The sequence below is a fragment of the Pseudescherichia sp. genome, from assembly GCF_031998825.1.
Lineage (GTDB): Bacteria > Pseudomonadota > Gammaproteobacteria > Enterobacterales > Enterobacteriaceae > Pseudescherichia.
In genome coordinates this window covers 41,136-62,221 of the sequence record NZ_DAMACX010000011.1, presented here as the reverse complement: position 1 = coordinate 62,221, position 21,086 = coordinate 41,136, and the positions used below count along the sequence as shown (strand labels likewise).

The window sequence follows — 21,086 nt, the reverse complement described above, 5'->3', positions numbered from 1 at the left end:
ATCATCCGCAAAGTCTTTTAGTAAAATCAATGACAACCAACGAGCCGATTATCTGATAGTTGAAAGAGGAGCTTTTCCTCATTTCACCAATATCACAGGATTGTTTGAATATCTTGTCCTGCTCATTGATTTTAAAGAACTCTGCAGATATTGACCTCCTTATGAGCAGCATTTGTGCCCACCCGCTTCCTTGCTTAAGGTAATTTGGCACAATATTGGATATTATCGGGTAAATGAATCCAGCCCTCATGTACTCTTTGCTTCTGGGGGCTTCGCCGTAAATAGCAACTTTATCAACACCAACCCCGTTAGTTACCAAAGATATTTCGTTTAGATATTTGTTGTTGACCTCATCTTGAGAACGCAGCGCTGATGCGTATGTTGCGGAAAACACCAAAGATGAAATGCATGATAAAATCAACGTGGTATAGACAAAATACCTGTTAACAGATGCGTGATAGCTGCAAATAATTACAAAGACCATAAAGAAAGGGAATGCAATAAGTATTCTGCTTGTAAACCACGCTTCCTTGAGTAAGGCGTTAGCGATAAATGTTAATGCAAATACTATGGGCGTGGTAAGCAATATAATAGTGCCTTTGCCCTTATCTTTCTTGAACACTAGAACTATGCTCATTAACATCAAAGCAGTAAGGATGATGTAGATGATCTTCATTGGTGATTGAGCGGACATGTCAAATAAATGCATGTGCTGTGCGATATTCCTACCTAACGTCTCACCGGGATTATTTGCCGCAGTAAAGAAGTCAGCCCTGCCAACACCTCCAACAGAGATGATTATAATTTTAAACAGAACGAAAGAGGATACGAATGCCGCTGCTGCAATTGAGTTGCTTTTAATGTAACCAATTGGACCCTCATATTTTGCAGCGCTAACAACCAGCGAACAAATCACATAGACCATTGCTGATGGTTGATACATTTGAAAGGAAAGTACGAGACAGCAAATAGAGCAAAGAAAGAATATCCAATTCCTTCTCAGGAAAATAAAAGGAATGACGGCTAGTAATATAGACATGGACATAGGCAACGAATCATATCTATATGATAAATTACTTATCAAAAATTGTGAGTTGAATGCAATGATGGTGGACAGAACAATGAATAATGATCCTCTAACTTCTGCAGAGAAGCATACCAAAATTATTGATAGCGCTAGGAGAGAAGATGCTATAAGTTGTCCAAATGGATAAATGCTTACAATGCCATTACCGAAAGAAAATATCTCAAACAGTATGTTTGTAGCGAAACGCCCATCTCCAGACCAGTTGAAGTCGTTGAATATTCTAGTGTTGTCGTCTATATAGATAGAGCCAGCCAATATAACTGGCAGAACAAATGCTGCAGAAAAAAGAAGCGATATGTAAATTGCCACTTTGTTATCTAACAGGAACATTTTTAGATCTTGGGTGCAATATTTCATTTCTTAACACCTTTTAACAGATATCTAGGTCTGTTTTTAACCTCAACATATATTCTCCCAATGTACTCTCCAAGTACGCCAATACCAATCAATTGAATTCCACCCAAAAACAGTATAGAGACCAGAAGCGAAGGATAGCCTCTAACCGCATTGCCGAAAGCTAATGTGTCGATAATCATCCATGAGCCATATAAAAATGCGACACCTGCCACGATAAGGCCGATATAGGTCCACATGCGCAGGGGAAATGTTGAAAAGCTGGTTATCCCTTCGAGTGCAAGATTCCATAGCTTCCAGCCGTTGAATTTCGTGCTGCCGGCAACACGTTCAGCTCGGGCATATTCAACCACATCGGTGTGGCCGCCAACCCAGCTCAGAACACCCTTCATGAACAAGTTGCGTTCTGGCATGAGCTTAATGTTTTCCACTACCTCGCGAGACATCAGGCGGAAGTCACCAACATTTTCTTCGATTTGCGGATTGCTGATTTTGTTGTGCAGCTTGTAGAACCACTCAGCAGATTTGCGCTTTAACCGGCTGTCGGTAGAGCGATCTGAACGTTTAGCCAGAACCATATCAGCACCTTCTTGCCACTTCTCAATCAGGCGGGGGATAACCTCAATCGGATCCTGCAGGTCAACATCAATCGGAATAATAGCTTCACCGGTAGCGTGGTCTAGGCCGGCGAACAAAGCAGGCTCTTTCCCGAAGTTGCGGGTGAAAGACAGCGGAACCACAAGAGGATCTGCGATAACCAGTGCATTTATGATTGATTCTGTTGCGTCTTTGCTGCCGTCGTTAATGAATACTATTTCGACTTCATGCTGTTGAAGACCTTCAAACTCCCGCACGGTTTTATAGAAGATTGGAATTGCTTCCTCTTCATTAAATACCGGAACGACCAGAGAAATTTTCATTTCGCATCCCTAAAGACAATGAACTTTGAATAGATGAAGCCGCACACCAGGCTGATGGCAGAGAAAGCTACCAACGTTACTATCGGCGCGAGAGCGGTCAGGTCAGCACCCCAGCCCACGGCTGCACTAAGCGTGCCCATGAATCCGACATACAGCATGTAGCGCATGGCTGTTGTGTGAGATCCAAAAGTAAACCTGGCATTGGCAAAGAAACTGAATGACACAGCCACCACAAAACCTGCAAAGTTTGCCAGTGCCTGGCTGCTGTGGAAGGGGTAAACACAAATAGCAAACACAACCCAGTGTATGAGCGTATTGATGATACCTATTGATGTGTACTTGGCGAAAAGTTTTAACATGATAGAAATCAGTGAATTCTGAAAGGGTGGGAGTCTACCACCAGTCGGCTTAATGATCGACATGGCTTAGACGGAGAAAGGCCATCTCTGCACCTGTGCAGGGCTTTGCGCTCTCTGTGACGGATTTGTGCCACAGGAATGACACAAATTGGGGAAATGATGCAAAAATCTGCAGGTGAAATTGGCTGAGACTGGCTTGTGGTGCGGGTTTGATTGATGTTAGCGTATGTCGAAATTACGCATTAAAAAGAGTAAAAGTATGTTTTGTGTGATCTACCGAAGTGCTAAGCGTGAACAGACCTATTTGTATATCGAGAAAAAGGATGATTTTTCTCGCGTGCCTGAAGCATTGATGAAAAGTTTTGGCCAGCCGGTGATGACGATGCTGCTGCCGCTTGACGGACGCAAACAGTTAGCCAACGCCGATTTGCAGAAGGTTAAAGAGGCGCTGCAGGCGCAGGGCTATTACCTGCAGATGCCGCCGCCGCAGGAGGATCTCCTTAAGCAGCACTTACAGAGCAGCGGGAAGATTGACAAATCCTGAGACGGCGGTGATAGTCAAATTTCACTCGCGTTCAATGAGTTACTCAGGGGGTAACATGTATCAGCATCATAACTGGCAGGGTGCGCTGTTAGATTTTCCCGTCAGTAAGGTTGTGTGCGTTGGCAGTAACTATGCGAAACATATTCAGGAGATGGGCAGCGCCACGCCGGAAGAGCCGGTGCTGTTTATCAAGCCTGAAACCGCGCTCTGCGATCTTCGTCAGCCGCTGGCCCTGCCACAAGGATTAGGGTCGGTGCACCACGAGGTTGAGCTGGCGGTGCTGATTGGCTCCACGCTGCGCCAGGCGTCGGAAGAGCATGTCCAGCAGGCGATTGCCGGTTACGGCGTCGCGCTGGATCTCACCCTGCGCGATATTCAGGGCAAAATGAAGAAGGCCGGGCAACCGTGGGAGAAAGCGAAAGGCTTCGACAACTCATGCCCAATCTCCGGCTTCATTCCGGCGGCAGAGTTCAAGAGCGATCCGCAGGCGACCCCGCTGGGGCTGAAGATCAACGGCGAGATGCGCCAGCAGGGCACCACGGCGGATATGATCCATAAGATCGTGCCGCTGATTGCCTATATGAGCCGCTACTTCACCCTGCGCGCCGGGGACGTTATCCTCACCGGTACGCCAGAGGGCGTTGGCCCGCTGCACAGCGGTGACGAGCTGGAAGTGAGCTTTAACGGTCAGTCCCTTACCACCCGCGTGTTGTAAACCTCTCTCTTCATGAACCAATGCCGGGCAGCGCTGATGCTTACCCGGCCTAACCAATATTTTCTCTTTATACCCACGCCAAAATTGTGTGTATAATATCGAGCGAAACGATTGTGCTTAACTCCCCTCGTTGACAAGCACTTAGGGGTTTTTGCAAACGGATATTGAAAAGCCTATGGTTCAATCTGTTATACGGACAGAATAATTCCATGACCAACAAATGGATTTTTAGCCCTAATCATGTGGCGCAGGGAATCTTAGCGCTAAAAGGTTCACTACGTTTTCCAACATTGGCGATCCAAGTCGGTATTGCTGTTTTGAAGCGTCACCAGAAAAAGTTGTACAGCAGTGCCATCAACTTTGCTGCACCAGCAGCCGCGTCAGACTGCGGTCGCTATAACCCTCCCGGTGGAAAAATTGGGGTATGGTACGCATCTGATTCGGCACTCACCGCTGCCGCTGAGGCGTATGGGCGAGTACTGGCGAATCATGGTCCCATCAGCTATCCAGAGTCAGTTCTTACTCAGCACTACATGTGTTCGATAGACATCGTCAGACTGGTGGAAGCGGTTGATGTAGTCATGTTATGCCAGCTGCTACATATCCCACTGGACAGCCTGGAGAATGAGGATTACACCTTTCCTCAATGGTTAATGGCATTTTTGCACACACACTTTGCCAATGACTTCGACGGGATTGCCTACACTAGCAGACACAACCGCTACAAGCGCTGCTACGCCTTCTGGGAGCGGCCCGGTCATCAGCTAGCCTTTGCTGACACGCTGAACGGAATGGTGCCCTACGCCAGCTATCTTGAAACTGATGCAGGCATGTTTCCGCAGTGGTGGAACAAGACGACAATGTCCGGTGAGGAGATGTTTGAAACGCTATTAGGTTTCGAGATTACTGCTGAACCTATGTAATACACAGAGGGGCAGGGCAAGCCCCTCTGTGATGATTAGCTGGCCGCATGGCTGCCAAAAAGTCTGGCCGCACGGATTGCAAGGCTCAACTCTTTAGGCTCTGCACCGTCCAGCATGATCTGGATAGGTGTTTTAGATAGTCCTTCACTATTTAAGACCAGCGGCGATTTTAACACCCCCAGCCTCAGCATCGGATGAGTATCTTCATCAAACGCGTTCATGAGATCTTCAAAACCGGGTATCAATCCTTTATCAGTAAACTGAAAGGCAGGGAAAATGAAATCACCGTTCTGTTTGAAGGCCAGTAGCCTGTTTTTCTTCACACGGACGTTAACTGCCTGGCGGGTGATACCAAGGATATCAGCAACATCATTTACTTTCAGCGTGCCACCAAGCTCCTGAAGGTCAGTATAAAATCTCTCCAGATTCTCGCGACGGCGGCGTACTTTACGCATCTCGACTTCAGATGCACGGGTTTTTTGCTCCATCTGAACAGTATAAAGCAGTTGCATCAGTGAACCGTCATCCAGAGTGATCGCATTCATCGCCTGCTTTCTATCTTCAAATTCAGGCATTAACGAGACAGCAAGGTTGTTAATCCTTTTTAGAAGGTTCCGCTGATACTCAGACAAAGTAGCGGTCGTGTTCAGGGCGCTTTTTGTTCTGGCGTTTTTAATCATAAACCACCTCCATTTGACCATTATTTTAATCCTGGATTTCATAATGGTCAAATGGATAGGTTTTTTTATTAAGGAACGGTAGCAATCCGGCGGCAAAACTTGCATCAATGTGCCAGAGTGGTTATAAGGTGCAGCTGAAATTTCACGGCGGACTTCCTTATGAGCGATACACCTTTCTGGCAGAGTAAAACCCTTGAGCAAATGACCGATGCCGAGTGGGAGTCGCTGTGCGACGGCTGCGGGCAGTGCTGCCTGCATAAGCTTCAGGATGAAGATACCGATGAGATCTACTTTACCAACGTCGCCTGTCGTCAGCTTAATATCAAAACCTGCCAGTGCCGCAACTATGAGCGGCGCTTCGAGTATGAGCCGGACTGCATCAAGCTGACGCGGGAGAATTTGCCGACCTTTGAGTGGCTGCCGCCGACCTGTGCCTATCGCTTGCTGGCGGAGGGGAAAACGCTGCCGATCTGGCATCCGCTGCGTAGCGGATCAAAAGCGGCGATGCACGCCGAGCGCATCTCGGTCCGCCACATTGCAGTGACGGAGTCCGAGGTACGCGACTGGGAGGATCACATCCTCAACAAGCCTGGCGCTTAGCGACCAAAGAGATCGCGTTTTTTCGGTTTAAACGCCTGGGCAATCAACACGAGAATGGCTACGGCGAAGTAGGCAATAAAAATCCCCACCAGCCACTGCGGCATCTCCAGGGTCAGAAATGACCACTGACGCTCGGCGCAGTCACCGGAAGCAACAAATACCTGCGGCAGCCACTTGTCCAGCGGCAGCCAGCTCGGGAAACGAGCGGCGAAGTCGCAGGTCATAAACGGATTGGGATGCAGCTGGATCATCGTATGCTCCCACGCCAGCTGAATGCCGCGCCAGGCGCTGTAGAGCCAGATAGCTATGGCGACGTAGCGCAGCGGCGTTTTTGGCGCGATAGCCCCCACCAGCCCTGCACCCATTACGCCAAACAGCGCACAGCGCTCATAAATACATAAAACACACGGCTTAAGCAGCATCACGTGCTGGAACCATAACGCCACCAGCTCAAGTGCAAACGCAGTCAGAGCCATGAGTAACCAGGCCCCGCGCCCGTGCGAGCACTTGTTTAAAAATCGCAACATAATCATTTCCCTGGGAGATGCTAGACAGCGCAGTGTAAACGAATTCACCCTGTGATGACAAAGGGTTCAGCAGAGGGTGAAAAACCGGATAATAAGCGGCTTTTATAGCGGAAGTGGAAAAGCGCGGCAAGGGTAAAACCGCCAGCACAATACGCTAAAAATGGGTGTTTAAGAAAAGCGTAAAAACAGAACGGCGATCCCTTTTTCTTCCTGTTTCACGCTATCTGCTGCCCCTTCGCTCTGGTATGATGAGTCTCTTTGTTTCGCTGTGTAATGGAAATTTCTCTATGGTCATTAAGGCGCAGAGCCCGGCGGGTTTCGCGGAAGAGTACATCATTGAAAGTATCTGGAATAATCGCTTTCCACCGGGAACGATCCTGCCAGCTGAAAGAGAACTTTCCGAACTGATTGGCGTCACCCGCACTACGCTGCGTGAGGTATTACAGCGGCTGGCGCGGGACGGCTGGCTGACCATCCAGCACGGTAAGCCGACCAAGGTGAATAACTTTTGGGAGACGTCAGGCCTCAATATTCTTGAGACCCTGGCCCGGCTCGATCACGAGAGTGTGCCACAGCTGATCGATAACCTGCTCTCAGTACGCACCAATATCGCCACCATCTTTATCCGCACCGCGTTTCGTCAGCATCCGCAAGAGGCGCTGGAGGTGCTGGCGCGCGCGCGGGAAGTGGAAGATCACGCCGACGCCTTTGCCGACCTGGACTATAACGTTTTCCGCGGCCTCGCCTTTGCCTCGGGCAACCCTATCTACGGGCTGATCCTCAACGGCATGAAGGGGCTCTATACCCGCATCGGGCGCCACTACTTTGCTAATCCCGAGGCGCGTAGCCTGGCGCTGGGCTTCTACCACCGTCTTAGCGAAGTGTGCGAGCGTGGCGAGCATGACAAGGTCTATGACATTGTGCGCCATTACGGACGCGACAGCGGAGAGATCTGGCACCGAATGCAGAAAACTCTGCCGGGCGATCTCGCGATCCAGGGGCGATAGGTTTAGATAATCCCCCTCTCCGTCAGGAGAGGGGTGAGTACTACAGGCTGTTTTGGCGCGGCGGGCAGCGGTCCAGCAGCTCCACGCTGCCATCTTCGTTCTGCTGCTCCAGCATCACATCAAATCCCCACAGACGGTGCACGTGTTTCAGCACCTCCCGGCGGCCCTTATCCAGCGGCGCACGGTTGTGCGGCACATAGCGCAGGGTCAGAGAGCGATCCCCGCGCAGATCGACATTCCACACCTGAATATTCGGCTCAAGGTTGCTCAGATTGTACTGCGCCGAGAGCTTAGCCCGGATCTCCCGGTAGCCATCTTCGTTATGGATGGCCGCAATCTCCAGATAGTTATTGCGATCGTCGTCCAGCACGCTGAAGAAGCGGAAATCACGCATCACCTTCGGCGACAGGAACTGGCTGATAAAGCTCTCATCTTTAAAATCGCGCATCGCGAAGTGCAGCGTCTCCAGCCAGTCGGAGCCAGCGATGTCCGGGAACCAATACTTGTCCTCCTCGGTAGGGGACTGACAGATCCGTTTGATATCCTGGAACATGGCGAAGCCCAGCGCGTAAGGGTTGATGCCGCTATACCACGGGCTATTGTAAGGCGGCTGGAACACCACGTTGGTATGGCTGTGGAGAAACTCCAGCATAAAGCGATCGGTCACTTTCCCTTCATCATAGAGATGATTGAGGATGGTGTAGTGCCAGAAGGTGGCCCACCCCTCGTTCATCACCTGAGTCTGCTTCTGCGGATAGAAGTACTGGCTTACCTTACGCACAATGCGCAAAATCTCACGCTGCCACGGCTCCAGCAGCGGGGCATTTTTCTCCATAAAGTAGAGCAGGTTCTCCTGCGGCTCAGAGGGGTAGCGACGCGCTTCGGCTACCGTCTTCTCCTCCTCGCGCTTCGGCAGGGTACGCCACAGGGTGTTCACCTGGCTCTGCAGATACTCTTCCCGGCTTTTCTGCCGCGCTTTCTCCTCCTGCAGGGAGATCTTCTGCGGCCGTTTGTAGCGATCGACGCCGTAGTTCATCAGGGCATGGCAGGAGTCGAGTAGCTTCTCTACCTCCACCACGCCATAGCGCTCTTCGCAGTCGGTAATGTAGTTCCGGGCAAAAATCAGGTAGTCAACAATGGAGCTGGCATCGGTCCAGCTACGGAACAGGTAGTTGTTTTTAAAGAAGGAGTTATGCCCGTAGCAGGCGTGGGCCATCACCAGCGCCTGCATGGTGATGGTGTTCTCCTCCATCAGGTAGGCGATACAGGGGTTGGAGTTGATCACAATCTCGTAGGCCAAACCCTGCTGCCCATGCTTATAGAGCCGCTCGGTCTCAATAAACTTCTTACCGAACGACCAGTGAGTATAGTTAATAGGCATCCCGACGCTGGAGTAGGCGTCCATCATCTGCTCAGAGGTAATGACTTCGATCTGGTGAGGATAGGTGTCCAGTCGGTAGAGTTTTGCTACCCGATCGATCTCGGCCAGGTAAGTATCAAGCAGTTCGAATGTCCAGTCGGGTCCATCGCTGAGACGGGAGGTGTCCTTGTTCATGGAGTCAATCGTAGCCATTAGCGCACCCTCATTGTTGGCGACCCTCTCTAGCAGGAGAGTCTCCTTTCAAGCATAGATCACCGCACCGGAAACCGTGCTGGCGGGGAATATTTTTCTTCGCCATATCACCGTGTAAAAAGGGGAGAGGACGCCCCGTTTGCCGCATTTTATGCTGCGTTAAAAGAGGGGTCAGCAGGAGATGCCAAATAGTCCCTGTGCGCCGCCATAGGCAGAGATGTGAGATAAGTCACCATAAAAAAGCCATATGTTGAATAACATTTTCATCTGAGTTATCAATTTGTAATCAGATGATTGTTCTTAACCGATGAATGTTCTTAACTCGTCAGTTTTACTCATAGGGAGTGGCTATGCGCGTTGTGGTTCTGGGAAGTGGCGTCGTGGGCGTGACCAGCGCCTGGTATCTGAGTCAAGCGGGGCATGAGGTAACGGTCATTGAACGAGAGTCCGGATCGGCGCTGCAAACCAGCGCGGCCAACGCCGGGCAGATCTCACCAGGCTATGCCTCGCCCTGGGCCGCACCGGGAGTGCCGCTCAAGGCAATTAAATGGATGTTCGAGCGCCACGCGCCGCTGGCGATTGGCCTTGACGGCACGGCCTTCCAGCTAAAGTGGATGTGGCAGATGCTACGCAACTGCGACACCCGCCATTACATGGAGAACAAGGAGCGAATGGTGCGTCTGGCGGAGTATAGCCGCGACTGCCTGAAGACCCTGCGCGACAGCACCGGCATTGAGTACGAAGGACGGCAGGGCGGCACGCTCCAGCTCTTCCGTACCGCTCAGCAGTATGAAAACGCGACCCGGGACATCGCCGTGCTGGAAGAGGCCGGCGTACCCTATCAGCTGCTGGAGTCCGCCCGGCTGGCGGAAGTTGAACCGGCCCTGGCAGAGGTGGCGCACAAGCTGACCGGTGGCCTGCGTCTGCCCAATGACGAAACCGGCGACTGCCAGCTCTTTACCCAACGGCTGGCGCTGATGGCAGAGCAGGCAGGCGTCGTGTTTCGCTACAACACGCCGGTTGAACGTCTGCTCTACGAGGGCGAGAAGATCTACGGCGTGAAGTGTGGTGATGAGGTGATCAAGGCGGATGCCTACGTGATGGCCTTTGGCTCTTACTCCACCGCCATGCTGAAAGGCATCGTCGATATTCCTGTCTATCCTCTCAAAGGCTACTCGCTCACTATTCCCGTTGCGGAAGAGAGCGGTGCGCCGGTATCGACTATCCTTGATGAGAGCTACAAGATTGCCATTACCCGCTTCGATCGGCGCATCCGCGTCGGCGGCATGGCAGAGATTGTCGGCTTCAATACCGAGCTGCTGCAACCGCGTCGGGAGACGCTGGAGATGGTGGTGCGCGATCTCTTCCCGCGCGGCGGCCGCGTCGAGGAGGCCACCTTCTGGACCGGGCTGCGCCCGATGACCCCGGACGGCACGCCGGTGGTAGGGCGAACGCCGTTTAAGAATCTCTGGCTCAACACTGGACACGGCACGCTCGGCTGGACGATGGCGTGCGGCTCCGGCCAGCTGCTCAGCGATCTTATCTCCGGCCGCTCGCCGGCCATCCCCCATGATGATTTAGGCGTGGCTCGCTACGGCACCGATTTTTCCCCCGCCCAGGCAAGCCATTTGCACGGCGCACACAACACTTAAGGGGCAGTCATGACGCGTCCTGTTCAGGCCACTCTTAATCTGGCGGCCTTACAGCATAATTTACAGGTTGTTCGCCGCGCCGCGCCTGGCGCGCGGGTCTGGTCGGTGGTAAAAGCTAACGCTTACGGGCATGGAATCGATCGTATCTGGCGTGCGTTGGGCACGACGGATGGTTTTGCCCTGTTGAATCTGGAGGAGGCAGTGCTGCTGCGCGAGCGCGGCTGGAAGGGGCCAATCCTGCTGCTGGAGGGGTTCTTTCACGCCGACGAGCTGCCGCTGCTGGATAGCCTGCGCCTGACCACCAGCATTCACAGCAACTGGCAGCTGAAGGCGCTGCAAAATGCCCGGCTTAGCGCCCCGCTGGATATCTATCTGAAGGTCAACAGTGGCATGAACCGGCTGGGTTTTATGCCGGAGCGGGTAGGCTCGGTGTGGCAGCAGCTACGGGCGATGAAAAACGTCGGCCAGATGACGCTGATGTCGCACTTTGCCAACGGGGAGAGGCCCGACGGCATTGTAGAGGCGATGGCGCGGGTTGAGCAGGCAGCGGAGGGGCTTAACTGTCCGCGCTCCCTGGCTAACTCGGCGGCAACGCTCTGGCATCCCGAAGCCCACTTTGACTGGGTCAGGCCTGGTATCATTCTCTACGGCGCATCGCCCTCCGGGCAGTGGCACGACGTGGCCACCAGCGGCATTAAACCGGTGATGACTCTGCACAGTGAGATCATCGGCGTGCAGACCCTGAAGCAGGGCGATCGGGTGGGCTATGGCGGACGCTATCAGGCCAGCGGCGAGCAGCGGATCGGCATCGTTGCGGCAGGCTATGCCGATGGCTATCCGCGCCACGCCCCTGACGGCACGCCGGTGCTGGTGGATGGCGTGCGCTCGGGCATTGTGGGGACGGTTTCGATGGACATGCTGGCGGTGGATCTAACCCCGTGCCCGCAGGCCGGGATCGGCACGCCGGTTGAGCTGTGGGGCAGCGAGATCAAGATAGACGACGTCGCCGCAGCGGCGGGCACGGTGGGCTACGAGCTGATGAGTGCGCTTGCCCCCCGCGTGCCTGTGGTTACGCAATGATTGTGACAATGTAACTTTTTGCCCGGCGGCGCTGTGCTTGCCGGGCCTACGAGGTTACTCGCTCTCTTGCTCTGCGACTCGGACACCGACCTTACGCACGGCATTATCCTCTTTTTCTGCTACCGTCCAGATCATACCGGCAAACTCCACCTGGTCACCGACCACCGGTGCAGCGCCGATCAGCTTCTGCACGATCTCCCCCAGCGTCTGCTGCTTATCAGGATACTCCGTTCCCTGATCGAGGCCGTAGATCAGCGCCACGTCGGCAAACTTAGCGCTGGCTTCCAGAATAAAGTCACCGAAGAAACGCTGATCCAGCGCCACCGGCGGCGAATGGCTAAAGAGTTTACCCAGCGCGGGCAGGTCGCGCTCGCGGCCAATCACGCACAGCACATCGCCTTCCCGCAGATGGGTGCTGCCGGTCGGGTGGAGCAGCGTATTACCGCGGAACAGGGCTGCAATGCGCGTTTCAGGCGGCATATGCAGATCGCGCAGGGCCGCGCCGACGCACCACTTGTCGGCGCTCAGCTGGTAGATAAACTGCTCCCACGCGTTCTCCGGGCTGATGTCCAGCCCGACCCGCGACTCGGGCCAGCCCACTGGAGGCACCACCACCTTGGCCTTTTTCGCCGCCCAGCCCAGCGAGGTACCCTGAAACAGCAGGGAGACCAGCACCACGAAGAAGGCGACGTTGAAGAACAGCCGGGCATTGTCGAGACCTGCCATCATCGGGAACACGGCGAGGATGATCGGCACCGCGCCACGTAGCCCAACCCAGCTAATGAAGATGCGTTCGCGCAGGTTGAACCCCCGGAACGGCAGCAGGCCAGCAAACACCGACAGCGGGCGGGCGACAAAGATCATCCACGCCGAGAGCAGCAGGGCCGGAATAGCAATCATCAGCAGGTCGGAAGGGGTCACCAGCAGGCCAAGCACGAGGAACATGCCGATCTGCGCCAGCCAGGCCAGGCCGTCGAAGTTCTGCTGAATGGTATAGCGGTTACGGATGGGGCGGTTGCCGAGAACAAAACCGCACAGGTAGACCGCCAGAATACCGCTGCCCTCCATCGCCGTGGTGACCGCGAAGATCAGAATCCCGCCGCTCAACGCCAGCAGCGGGTAGAGTCCGGCGGGGAGCGCGATGCGGTTGATCATCTGCTGCAGCAGGTAGCCTCCCGCCAGGCCAACAATAATTCCGAGACCAAACTCCTGGACGATATGCAGAGCAAACTTCCAGTCCAGCCCGAGCTGGTGATGTTGGATCATGTCAATCAGCGTGATGGTAAGAAAGACGGCCATCGGATCGTTGCTGCCGGACTCAATCTCCAGCGTTGAGCCGACACGCTCGTTCAGCCCCTTGCCACCCAGCAGGGAGAAGACTGCTGCCGCATCCGTCGAGCCGACGATGGCGCCAATCAGCATGCCCTCCATGATGTCGAGCTTGAACAGCCAGGCGGCCATCATGCCGGTGAGACCGGAGGTGATCAGTACCCCGACCGTGGCCAGCGACAGGGCTGGACCGAGGGCGACGCGAAACGAACTGGCCTGGGTGCGCATACCGCCATCCAGCAGAATGATCGCCAGCGCGAGGTTACTTATCATGTAGGCGAGGGGGTAGTTATCAAAAGGGATACCGCCGACGCCGTCGACACCGGCCAGCATGCCGATGGCGAGAAAGATGACCAGGATGGGAATACCAAGGCGTGATGAAAAAGAACTTAATAAGATACTGCAGGTTACAAGCACTGAACCCAAAATGAAAAGACCGATGATCGCCTCAGCTTCCAATGTCGCTTTTCTCCTCTAAATACAATTACCACCCAAACGGGGCCGTGGGCGCTCGCGCCAGAGATGGCGCGGCACGACCCTCTAAAACATTACCATATCCACGCCGTAAACAGCGTTTTAATAGAGGCTAAAAACGATATTTTTATTTACTTAAAATAGGATGACCGCTAAGGGTAAGCTGCGTATGAAAATCCTGATGCCGCAGACGTGCCTGGGCACCCAATGGCAGGGTCACCGTTTGCGGTTCGTGGCCAAACGCCAGGCCGCTCACCACGGGAATCGACAGGCGGGATCGCAGGTAGTCCACCATCGATTCAAGCGTAAATCCGGCATCGTAGTCGTTAGGGTCGCTGCGGCTAAAGCTGCCGAGGATCAGCGCCTTCTGTCGCGCCAGAATGCCCGCATGGTGCAGCTGCAACAGCATGCGCTCAACGCGGAACGGGTGCTCGTTAATATCCTCAACGACCAAAATGCCGTTTTCAATGGCAGGCAGCCACGGCGTGCCGATGAGCGAGACCAGCATCGCCAGATTGCCGCCCCACAGCGTCCCCTCGGCGTCGCACGCCGGGCCAGAGCCCTGCCAGGCCACGGTAAAGGTCTCATTGCGCAGCGCGCGCCAGAAGTGCTCCATCGTAAAGTCATCCAGCACCTCAGCGCCAAAGTTACCCGCCAGCATCGGCCCGCAAAAGGTGATGACGTTATCCGTCGCCAGCAGGCCAAGCTGCACGGCGGTAAAATCGCTGTGGCCGCAGATCAGCAGCGGATCCCGGCGCTGGCGGTCGGCCAGCCCCTGCCAGTCGATCGCGTCCAGCAGGCGGCTGGCCCCGTAGCCGCCGCGTACTGGCATCACAATAGTGTTCGCCCCCGTCAGCGTAACCAGCCGGTTTAGATCCGCCACCCGCTCGGCGTCACAGCCGGCAAAGCGCTGGTCGCGGCGGGCAATCACCTGCTGGTTCTCTACACGGTGGCCTTCGGCCTCAAGGCGTTGCACACCCCTGACGGCGGCGGGTTGATTGATGCAGTAGCCGGAGGGGGCGATCAGATGAATCCGGGACATGGCAAATCCTTGCTGACAATGTAGGTGAAATAGTAGATGAAACGGTTATGATGCCGCTTAGGTTTATTATTGTCATCTAAACTCCCGGGAAAAGGATTGTTGGTGTGAAATTGAGATGGTTTGCTTTTTTGGTGGTGCTGCTGGCAGGGTGTAGTTCAAAACAGGATTATAAAAACCCGCCGTGGAACCCGGAGGTCCCGGTCAAACGGGCCATGCAGTGGATGCCGATCAGCGAGAAAGCGGGTGCGGCATGGGGCGTCAGCCCGCGGCTAATAACGGCTATCATCGCCGTTGAGTCTGGCGGAAACCCGACGCTGGTAAGTAAATCTAACGCCGTGGGGCTGATGCAGCTCAAGGCCTCTACCGCCGGGAAAGAAGTTTACCGACATATGGGCTGGAGCGGACAGCCCTCCACCAGCGAGTTGAAAAACCCCGAGCGCAATATCTCCATGGGGACAGCCTATCTGAGCATACTTGAACATGGCGTACTTGCCGGTATTAAAGATCCGGAAGTGATGCAGTACGCGCTGGTGGTCTCCTACGTCAACGGCGCAGGCGCGCTGCTGCGCACCTTCTCATCGGATCGCAAGAAGGCGATAAGCGAGATCAACGACCTGGACGCGGATGAGTTCGTTGAACACGTTGCCGAAAATCATCCTGCGCCGCAGGCCCCTCGCTATATCTGGAAGGTACAGAAAGCGATGGATGCGATGTAGATACTGTTATCGCCTGGGCCTACTAACCACACCATGCCTAACGTAGGCCGGGCAAACGCAGTGCCGCCCGGCATTGCAGCGTCAACGGAGAACGCCCGGTGGCGCTCACGCTTACCGGGCCTACGCACGTAGGTCAAGGCAGGCGGGTTAGCGTACCTTGCTTGCCCGCTCGCGCGCCTCACGCTCCAGCGAGAAGATGATCCGCTGGAGCTCGCGCTCGACCGCCGGGTTAGTATTAAGAAAACGGAAGCTCAGACGGGGGGTGGAGACGGTGTCGTTCTTGCCGTCCACCACCTTGCGCTCGCTGATGGAGATCAGCTGGGCATCAAAATAGAACTGCCCCCAGCCGCCCATATCCAGCTCGATCTGTGAGAAGCGTTGTCCCTCTTTAACCCCCTCTGGCGTTGCACCCTCCAGCAGCGCGCCCATGCCGCCCAGCGACAGGTCAAACAGGCGAAAGCGCATAGGACTCTTGTCCGGCAGCAGGGCCTTACCGAAATAGGCCGGATGCAGCGGGGCGCTAATGCGGAAATATTCCCGACGCTGAATAAAAAACAGGGAGGCGGGAAGCGGCGTGACAAACGCAGGCAGCGCCTGAAAATCGCCCATGCTTAATCCTGAGGCGGTAAATTCAACTTTTGCCCCTCGGGTCTCTGCGGTGATGGTGACGCTCTCTACACGCTGCACCGCGTTGTTTTCGTACTCCTGACTGCCGAGGTCCATCACCAACCTGTCGAGATCCGCATCGAGGATCTTGCTGATGAACTGGCCGCTGCCCCAGGAAATACAGATTGGCACCTGCTCTTTGTGCAGATCGCGCAGTACGCCCAAAACGGCCAGAGGAGATTGTTTCAGGAACTGCTCACTGTAGTTGCTCACGCCGGATGGCTCCTTGATGACTGATAGCCCTTCGTTGTCTTATCGGCATTCAGGACGGGAACTTCAGCCCGTAATGTAAATTTTTTTATCAATCAAAATTAATAAGTCTGTGACATTTAACCTTTTTTGGAACTATTGCCTATACTCAATTCACGGTGCAGGCGTTTGGGCCTGCAAAGTAAGCAACCATGTAAAAGGAGACAACGCAAAATGGGTATTATTGCGTGGATTATTTTTGGCCTTATTGCCGGTATTATCGCTAAGTTCATCATGCCAGGGCGTGACGGGGGTGGATTCATCATTACCGTTATCCTGGGTATCGTCGGTGCCGTAGTCGGTGGCTGGCTGGCAACAATGTTTGGTATTGGCGGTGACGTAACGGGCTTCAATTTACCAAGTTTCCTCGTCGCAGTAGTGGGTGCGATTGTGGTTCTGGCTATCTACAGAATGGTGCGTCGGAACTAATGCTCTATGCCAGCCGGCAACGTTGCCGGCTGGCATCTCTCTTATCTTAACCTATCAAAAATCATATCCCACCGTAGCGAGTACGCTGCGCTCCGCGCCAAAGTAGCAGTTATTAGTCCCGTAGCAGCCTGAGATATAGTTCCTGTCGCCGAGGTTATTGGCGTTAACCTGCACAAATGCCCCCTTCAGCTGCGGCGACCATGCGCCAAGATCGGCTCTGACCGAGGCATCAAACAGCGTTGCCGATGGCAGCCGTGATGTATTGGCATCATCGGCATACTGCTTGCCAATGTAGCGAACACCTGCGCCCACGCTCAACCCGTAATCAAACTGGTAGTGCGCCCAGAGAGAGGCCATCTGATCTGGCGTCAGCTGCGGCGTATTAGACTCGTTGCCGTCCAGTGAATCCTCGAAGCGCAGGTGGTTCCAGGTATAGCCAGCAATGGTGCTCAGGCGCGGCGTCAGCTGATTGCGCGCTTCGATCTCTACGCCCTGGGAGTGCACCTTCCCGGCGGGCAGGTAGGTAGCAGTAGCGATATTGATATCGCGGGTTGCTACGTCCTTCTGCGTCAGATCGTAGATGGCGATGCTGTAGATATCCGACGTGCCCGGCGGCTGGAACTTCAGGCCTGCTTCATACTGCTCGGCGGTGGTCGGCTTCAGCAGCTTGTCGTCAGGGCCTGGCAGCGAGGCCGGGGTGATCGCCTGGCTGTAGCTCAGGTAGGGTGAAAGGCCGTTTTCAAAGGCGTAGAGCAGGGAGGCGCGGCTGCTGATATGGTCATCAGAGCGACGACTGTCGCTACCAGAGGTGTCGCTAACCTGCTCGGAGACAATGCGGTCATAGCGTCCGGAGAGATCCAGATGCCAGCGGTTCCACACCATCTCATCCTGTAGATAGGCCCCGGCCTGATAGTAGCGACGGTTGTTATCATCGTTATAAGTGACGGTGTAACCTTGCTGCGGCGTATAGCCCGTAAAGGGATCAAGCGGGGCGGCACTGCCCGCGCCGGTCCAGAGGTCGTTGCGGTAGCGGTGATACTCCCCGCCAAGGATCACGGTATGCATTACCTCGCCGGTGGCAAAGTCGGCCTGTACACGGTTATCGGTAGACCAGGCGTCGAGGGAGCCGCGTGAGCCGCTGTAGCCCCGGGCAAGATTGTCTGAGTTGTCGATCCAGCCGGTCTGATAGACCTGATCGAGGGCAACGTTGGCATGGGTATAGCTGCCGCTGGAGTGCACTGACCAGACGTCATTAAACTGGTGGTCAAACTCTACGCTGTAGAGCTGCTCCCGGCGGCGATAGCCGTCTCCGCTCTCGCCCTCGTTGGTGCTGTTCGATAGCTTTTTACCGTTGTGGGCAAAGCGCGCGCCGTCCATCGGCAGCGAGCCGTGATAGCCGCCAGAGGGATCTTTTTGCAGATAGGCTCGCAGCAGCAGGCTGGTATCGGAGTCCGGCTGCCAGAGCAGCGATGGCGAGATGGCATAGCGCTCTTCGCGGGTATCGTCATACTGGGTGTCGCTGCTGCGGGTCATGCCGATCACACGAAACGCCCACTGGTCGTTGATGGCGTCGGTGTAATCAAATGCGCCGCCTTTGGTGTTCTGCGTGCCACCGGAGAGGCGGAAATGGCCCTCGGACTTAAACTGGGGGCGCTTCGAGGTCAGGTTGACCAGCCCGCCGGGGACGCTCTGGCCATACAGCGCGGAAGAGGGACCTTTCACCACGTCGATGCGCTCGATAAACCACGGGTCGATCTGCAGCACGCTGTGGCTTCCGCCGTCGCTCATCAGGCGCATACCGTCGAGGAAGATGTTATCAACGTCGCCGCCGTGGAAGCCGCGTAGCGATACGGTATCGAAGCGCGTTGCGCCGCCGCCAAAGTTGGAGTTGACCCCAGGCGTATAGCTCAGCGCCTGGTTGACGTTCATTACGCCCTGATCTTCCATCTGCTGACGCGTCACGACCGATACCGACTGCCCGGTAACGATCAGCGGCTGATCGGTTTTGGTTGCGCCACGGGTGCTCTGCACCGTATAGCCCTCGGTTGGCGCGGTGGCCGACTGGGGCGCGGTAGCGTTAACGACGACCGTATCTTCAGCCAGAACGGCATGGGGAAGGGCAATGCCCAACGCGCAAAACCAGGCAGAGCGTTTTAATGTTGTTTTCATTCGCAATCCATACTCTTTTAAGCGGAACGCGAATTATTATTGTTTATATTTGCGTATACAAGTCTGATGCAGCGGTAAGTAAGACCCGCTACCAGATTTGGTAGCGGGTAGGGGAAGAGACTTACTGGGCCACTTTTTGCGCTTCAGGCGCGCTCTGCGGGGCAGGCTGTTGCGCGGTAGATGGCGTGGCGGATGTCGCAGCAGGCTGTGATTTCGGTACGCTGTCACACGGCTGCGCCTTCGGACAGACCAGGTCCAGCATCATCAGCGTGACGCCGTTGGTCCAGCCGAAACCATCCTGCAGCGGATATTCACCGCCGCCGCCGCCGGTGCCGGTGCTGCTGACATCGTACTTCTCAACCAGCTTCTGCTCACGATCGTAGGTATGCTGCACGTTAGAGAGGAAGCGCCAGGTGACGTCCATCGCCAGCTTATCCTGGTTATAGTTTTGCAGCCCGGTAGTGGCGACCCACTGCAACGGCGCCCAGCCGTTCGGGGCGTCCCACTGCTGGCCGCTGTTGACCGTGGTGGTGGCGATGCCGCCGGGCTTAAGCAGATGCGCCTCGGCCGCCGCGGCGACTTTGTCAGCACGATCCTTTGCTGCGGCGTTAACGTAGAGCGGGAAGAGCGCCGCCGCCGTCAGCGGGCTACGCACTTTTTTGGTCTTCAGATCGTAATCCGCATACCAGCCCTCTTTATCGTTCCACAGGTTGGCTTCCATCCCTTTCTGGCGGGCGCTGGCCATCGCGTCATACTGGCTCGATTTGGCGCTGTCTCCTGCGGCCTGGCTGGCGCGGGCCAGCACCTTCTCCATCTTGAACATCAGGGCGTTAAGATCCACCGGCACGATGCTGGTGGTGCGGATGCTGCCGAGCTGGTTAGGATCGTCCATCCAGCGCGAGCTGAAGTCCCAGCCCGAGGCGGCGGCAGAGCGCAGATCGCGATAGATCTCCGTGGCCGGGCGATCCGGATTGTTCTTCGCGGTGGTTACGTCATCAAGCCAGGATTCCGGACGCGGAGTATCGCGATCGTCCCAGTAGCGGTTGAGAATCGAGCCATCCTCCAGCTTCACCACGCGCTTGTTGGCCTGGCCTGGCTGCAACGTGTCTGCGCCCTCCATCCAGTAGCTGTACTCTTTCTCCAGCTGCGGGCGATAGGTTTTCAGCACCTCATCGCCTTTGTGGCTGGCCAGCAGCTCGACCATAAAGGCAAAGAACGGCGGCTGGGAGCGGCTGAGGTAGTAGGTGCGGTTGCCGTTAGGGATATGGCCCCAGGCATCGATTTCGTGGGCGAAGTTCGCCACCATATCTTCCACTTTATCCCAGTGGCCGCTCTCGGCCAGGCCGAGCATGGTGAAGTAGCTATCCCAGTAGTAGATCTCGCGGAAGCGCCCCCCTGGCACCACGTATGGCTCCGGCAGCGGCAACAGCGAATCCCATTTATTGGTGCGATCGGTGGTGCGGGTTAGCACCGTCCACAGGCCGTCAATATGCTGGCGCAGCGTCTGCCCGGCAGGGGGAACGTACTTTTCGTTCTCAACCGGCAGGGTAAAGTTCATCTCTACAAAGTGGCGCAGATCGAAGCCGGACTGGTTACGCTGCATCCGGTAGTCGGCGAGGATCATGTAGGGATCGCTTTTCGGTACCGCGTCGGCGAAGGTTTTTTGATCGGGAAAGAGTTTAGCGGTCTGCACGTCGGCAAACAGCGGACCCAGCAGGATATCTGGAGACTGGATCGGGGTTTGGCTCTCAGCCTCGGCGGCCAGCGCCTGTGCGGAAGTCAACGCGAGAAACGCGCCCCCTAGCGCCAGCTGCATGGCAAAAAACAGCGTCCGGGGTCGGCGCGATAAATTTCTTATCATCTATTATCTCCTTAGCAATGAACAGCGTCCCGCTGTAATCAACCTTTGAAAACAGTAGACGAATATCCGCCGCCCGGAGTACCAGAAGTAAAAATTTGCGCCCTTACAAACATTTTTCGCCAAAAAAAAG

At 55.1% G+C, this 21,086-nt stretch carries 20 protein-coding genes; 9 read left to right on the top strand and 11 right to left on the bottom strand.

What is annotated here, in order from left to right; all coding sequences use genetic code 11:
* Position 1: 1 nt before the first annotated feature.
* The 3 genes from RTP97_RS07530 to RTP97_RS07520 are packed head-to-tail and all read right to left on the bottom strand — an operon-like array spanning position 2 to position 2,720.
* Positions 2–1,417, bottom strand: coding sequence for a glucosyltransferase domain-containing protein (locus RTP97_RS07530; protein ID WP_312412253.1), 1,416 nt, complete (start codon positions 1,415–1,417; stop codon positions 2–4).
* 23 nt (positions 1,418–1,440) lie between these two features.
* Complete coding sequence (locus RTP97_RS07525) at positions 1,441–2,361, bottom strand: glycosyltransferase family 2 protein (RefSeq protein WP_312412250.1); 921 nt, start codon at positions 2,359–2,361, stop codon at positions 1,441–1,443.
* Positions 2,358–2,720, bottom strand: coding sequence for a GtrA family protein (locus RTP97_RS07520; RefSeq protein WP_312412248.1), 363 nt, complete (start codon positions 2,718–2,720; stop codon positions 2,358–2,360). Before RTP97_RS07520 ends, RTP97_RS07525 begins: the two co-directional genes overlap by 4 nt.
* A 259-nt stretch (positions 2,721–2,979) precedes the next feature.
* On the opposite strand from RTP97_RS07520, the gene RTP97_RS07515 reads away from it, so the two are divergent.
* From RTP97_RS07515 to RTP97_RS07505, 3 genes are all read left to right on the top strand, one after another.
* Complete coding sequence (locus RTP97_RS07515) at positions 2,980–3,264, top strand: YcgL domain-containing protein (protein ID WP_312412245.1); 285 nt, start codon at positions 2,980–2,982, stop codon at positions 3,262–3,264.
* 55 nt (positions 3,265–3,319) lie between these two features.
* Positions 3,320–3,979 carry a fumarylacetoacetate hydrolase family protein gene (locus tag RTP97_RS07510; protein ID WP_312412242.1) on the top strand — a complete coding sequence of 220 codons (660 nt, stop codon included), beginning with the start codon at positions 3,320–3,322 and terminating at the stop codon, positions 3,977–3,979.
* Between the two features lie 209 nt (positions 3,980–4,188).
* Complete coding sequence (locus tag RTP97_RS07505; RefSeq protein ID WP_312412239.1) at positions 4,189–4,902, top strand: RES family NAD+ phosphorylase; 714 nt, start codon at positions 4,189–4,191, stop codon at positions 4,900–4,902.
* A 35-nt stretch (positions 4,903–4,937) separates the two neighbouring features.
* Here RTP97_RS07505 and RTP97_RS07500 read toward each other — a convergent pair whose 3' ends face one another.
* Positions 4,938–5,582, bottom strand: coding sequence for a DNA-binding protein (locus RTP97_RS07500; protein ID WP_312412236.1), 645 nt, complete (start codon positions 5,580–5,582; stop codon positions 4,938–4,940).
* A 159-nt stretch (positions 5,583–5,741) separates the two neighbouring features.
* Here RTP97_RS07500 and RTP97_RS07495 point away from each other — a divergent pair, with 159 nt between their 5' ends.
* Complete coding sequence (locus RTP97_RS07495; protein ID WP_312412234.1) at positions 5,742–6,182, top strand: YcgN family cysteine cluster protein; 441 nt, start codon at positions 5,742–5,744, stop codon at positions 6,180–6,182.
* Here RTP97_RS07495 and dsbB read toward each other — a convergent pair.
* Positions 6,179–6,709, bottom strand: coding sequence for a disulfide bond formation protein DsbB (dsbB, locus tag RTP97_RS07490; RefSeq protein ID WP_312412232.1), 531 nt, complete (start codon positions 6,707–6,709; stop codon positions 6,179–6,181). The two genes, RTP97_RS07495 and dsbB, sit on opposite strands and share 4 nt — an antisense overlap.
* Before the next feature lie 287 nt (positions 6,710–6,996).
* On the opposite strand from dsbB, the gene fadR reads away from it, so the two are divergent.
* Complete coding sequence (gene fadR / locus RTP97_RS07485; protein ID WP_312412230.1) at positions 6,997–7,716, top strand: fatty acid metabolism transcriptional regulator FadR; 720 nt, start codon at positions 6,997–6,999, stop codon at positions 7,714–7,716.
* A 40-nt stretch (positions 7,717–7,756) separates the two neighbouring features.
* Here the strand turns inward: fadR and RTP97_RS07480 are convergent, their stop codons facing one another.
* The gene (locus RTP97_RS07480) at positions 7,757–9,289 is read right to left on the bottom strand and encodes a SpoVR family protein (protein ID WP_312209384.1); all 1,533 of its coding nucleotides are present in this window, start codon (positions 9,287–9,289) and stop codon (positions 7,757–7,759) included.
* A 350-nt stretch (positions 9,290–9,639) separates the two neighbouring features.
* Between RTP97_RS07480 and RTP97_RS07475 the strand changes: the two genes are divergently transcribed.
* Both RTP97_RS07475 and dadX read left to right on the top strand, forming a co-directional pair.
* On the top strand, positions 9,640–10,941 hold the full coding sequence (locus RTP97_RS07475; RefSeq protein WP_312412227.1) for a D-amino acid dehydrogenase: 1,302 nt from the start codon (positions 9,640–9,642) through the stop codon (positions 10,939–10,941).
* A 9-nt stretch (positions 10,942–10,950) separates the two neighbouring features.
* Positions 10,951–12,021, top strand: a complete 1,071-nt coding sequence (gene dadX / locus RTP97_RS07470; RefSeq protein ID WP_312412225.1) for a catabolic alanine racemase DadX — start codon at positions 10,951–10,953, stop codon at positions 12,019–12,021.
* Positions 12,022–12,075: 54 nt separating this feature from the next.
* On the opposite strand, the gene RTP97_RS07465 is transcribed toward dadX, so the two are convergent.
* Both RTP97_RS07465 and ldcA read right to left on the bottom strand, forming a co-directional pair.
* Entirely contained in the window at positions 12,076–13,809 is a 1,734-nt protein-coding gene (locus tag RTP97_RS07465; protein ID WP_312412224.1) for a potassium/proton antiporter, read from the bottom strand.
* A 142-nt stretch (positions 13,810–13,951) separates the two neighbouring features.
* Entirely contained in the window at positions 13,952–14,866 is a 915-nt protein-coding gene (gene ldcA, locus RTP97_RS07460; RefSeq protein ID WP_312412222.1) for a muramoyltetrapeptide carboxypeptidase, read from the bottom strand.
* A gap of 104 nt (positions 14,867–14,970) precedes the next feature.
* Between ldcA and emtA the strand changes: the two genes are divergently transcribed.
* Complete coding sequence (gene emtA, locus RTP97_RS07455; protein ID WP_144818703.1) at positions 14,971–15,582, top strand: membrane-bound lytic murein transglycosylase EmtA; 612 nt, start codon at positions 14,971–14,973, stop codon at positions 15,580–15,582.
* Between the two features lie 147 nt (positions 15,583–15,729).
* On the opposite strand, the gene RTP97_RS07450 is transcribed toward emtA, so the two are convergent.
* Positions 15,730–16,461: a flagellar brake protein gene (locus RTP97_RS07450; RefSeq protein WP_312412220.1), complete on the bottom strand. Its 732-nt coding sequence runs from the start codon at positions 16,459–16,461 to the stop codon at positions 15,730–15,732.
* A 210-nt stretch (positions 16,462–16,671) separates the two neighbouring features.
* Between RTP97_RS07450 and RTP97_RS07445 the strand changes: the two genes are divergently transcribed.
* On the top strand, positions 16,672–16,926 hold the full coding sequence (locus tag RTP97_RS07445; RefSeq protein ID WP_312209394.1) for a GlsB/YeaQ/YmgE family stress response membrane protein: 255 nt from the start codon (positions 16,672–16,674) through the stop codon (positions 16,924–16,926).
* Between the two features lie 54 nt (positions 16,927–16,980).
* On the opposite strand, the gene RTP97_RS07440 is transcribed toward RTP97_RS07445, so the two are convergent.
* Positions 16,981–19,095 carry a TonB-dependent siderophore receptor gene (locus tag RTP97_RS07440; protein WP_312412218.1) on the bottom strand — a complete coding sequence of 705 codons (2,115 nt, stop codon included), beginning with the start codon at positions 19,093–19,095 and terminating at the stop codon, positions 16,981–16,983.
* A 121-nt stretch (positions 19,096–19,216) separates the two neighbouring features.
* On the bottom strand, positions 19,217–20,956 hold the full coding sequence (locus RTP97_RS07435; RefSeq protein ID WP_312412216.1) for an alpha,alpha-trehalase: 1,740 nt from the start codon (positions 20,954–20,956) through the stop codon (positions 19,217–19,219).
* Positions 20,957–21,086: the final 130 nt, after the last annotated feature.

Coding starts and splice junctions, on each gene's coding strand:
- RTP97_RS07530 (WP_312412253.1), bottom strand. CDS start 1,417: ATGTTCCTGTTAGATAACAAAGTGGCAATTTACATATCGCTTCTTTTT.
- RTP97_RS07525 (WP_312412250.1), bottom strand. CDS start 2,361: ATGAAAATTTCTCTGGTCGTTCCGGTATTTAATGAAGAGGAAGCAATT.
- RTP97_RS07520 (WP_312412248.1), bottom strand. CDS start 2,720: ATGTTAAAACTTTTCGCCAAGTACACATCAATAGGTATCATCAATACG.
- RTP97_RS07515 (WP_312412245.1), top strand. CDS start 2,980: ATGTTTTGTGTGATCTACCGAAGTGCTAAGCGTGAACAGACCTATTTG.
- RTP97_RS07510 (WP_312412242.1), top strand. CDS start 3,320: ATGTATCAGCATCATAACTGGCAGGGTGCGCTGTTAGATTTTCCCGTC.
- RTP97_RS07505 (WP_312412239.1), top strand. CDS start 4,189: ATGACCAACAAATGGATTTTTAGCCCTAATCATGTGGCGCAGGGAATC.
- RTP97_RS07500 (WP_312412236.1), bottom strand. CDS start 5,582: ATGATTAAAAACGCCAGAACAAAAAGCGCCCTGAACACGACCGCTACT.
- RTP97_RS07495 (WP_312412234.1), top strand. CDS start 5,742: ATGAGCGATACACCTTTCTGGCAGAGTAAAACCCTTGAGCAAATGACC.
- dsbB (WP_312412232.1), bottom strand. CDS start 6,709: ATGTTGCGATTTTTAAACAAGTGCTCGCACGGGCGCGGGGCCTGGTTA.
- fadR (WP_312412230.1), top strand. CDS start 6,997: ATGGTCATTAAGGCGCAGAGCCCGGCGGGTTTCGCGGAAGAGTACATC.
- RTP97_RS07480 (WP_312209384.1), bottom strand. CDS start 9,289: ATGGCTACGATTGACTCCATGAACAAGGACACCTCCCGTCTCAGCGAT.
- RTP97_RS07475 (WP_312412227.1), top strand. CDS start 9,640: ATGCGCGTTGTGGTTCTGGGAAGTGGCGTCGTGGGCGTGACCAGCGCC.
- dadX (WP_312412225.1), top strand. CDS start 10,951: ATGACGCGTCCTGTTCAGGCCACTCTTAATCTGGCGGCCTTACAGCAT.
- ldcA (WP_312412222.1), bottom strand. CDS start 14,866: ATGTCCCGGATTCATCTGATCGCCCCCTCCGGCTACTGCATCAATCAA.
- RTP97_RS07445 (WP_312209394.1), top strand. CDS start 16,672: ATGGGTATTATTGCGTGGATTATTTTTGGCCTTATTGCCGGTATTATC.
- RTP97_RS07440 (WP_312412218.1), bottom strand. CDS start 19,095: ATGAAAACAACATTAAAACGCTCTGCCTGGTTTTGCGCGTTGGGCATT.
- RTP97_RS07435 (WP_312412216.1), bottom strand. CDS start 20,956: ATGATAAGAAATTTATCGCGCCGACCCCGGACGCTGTTTTTTGCCATG.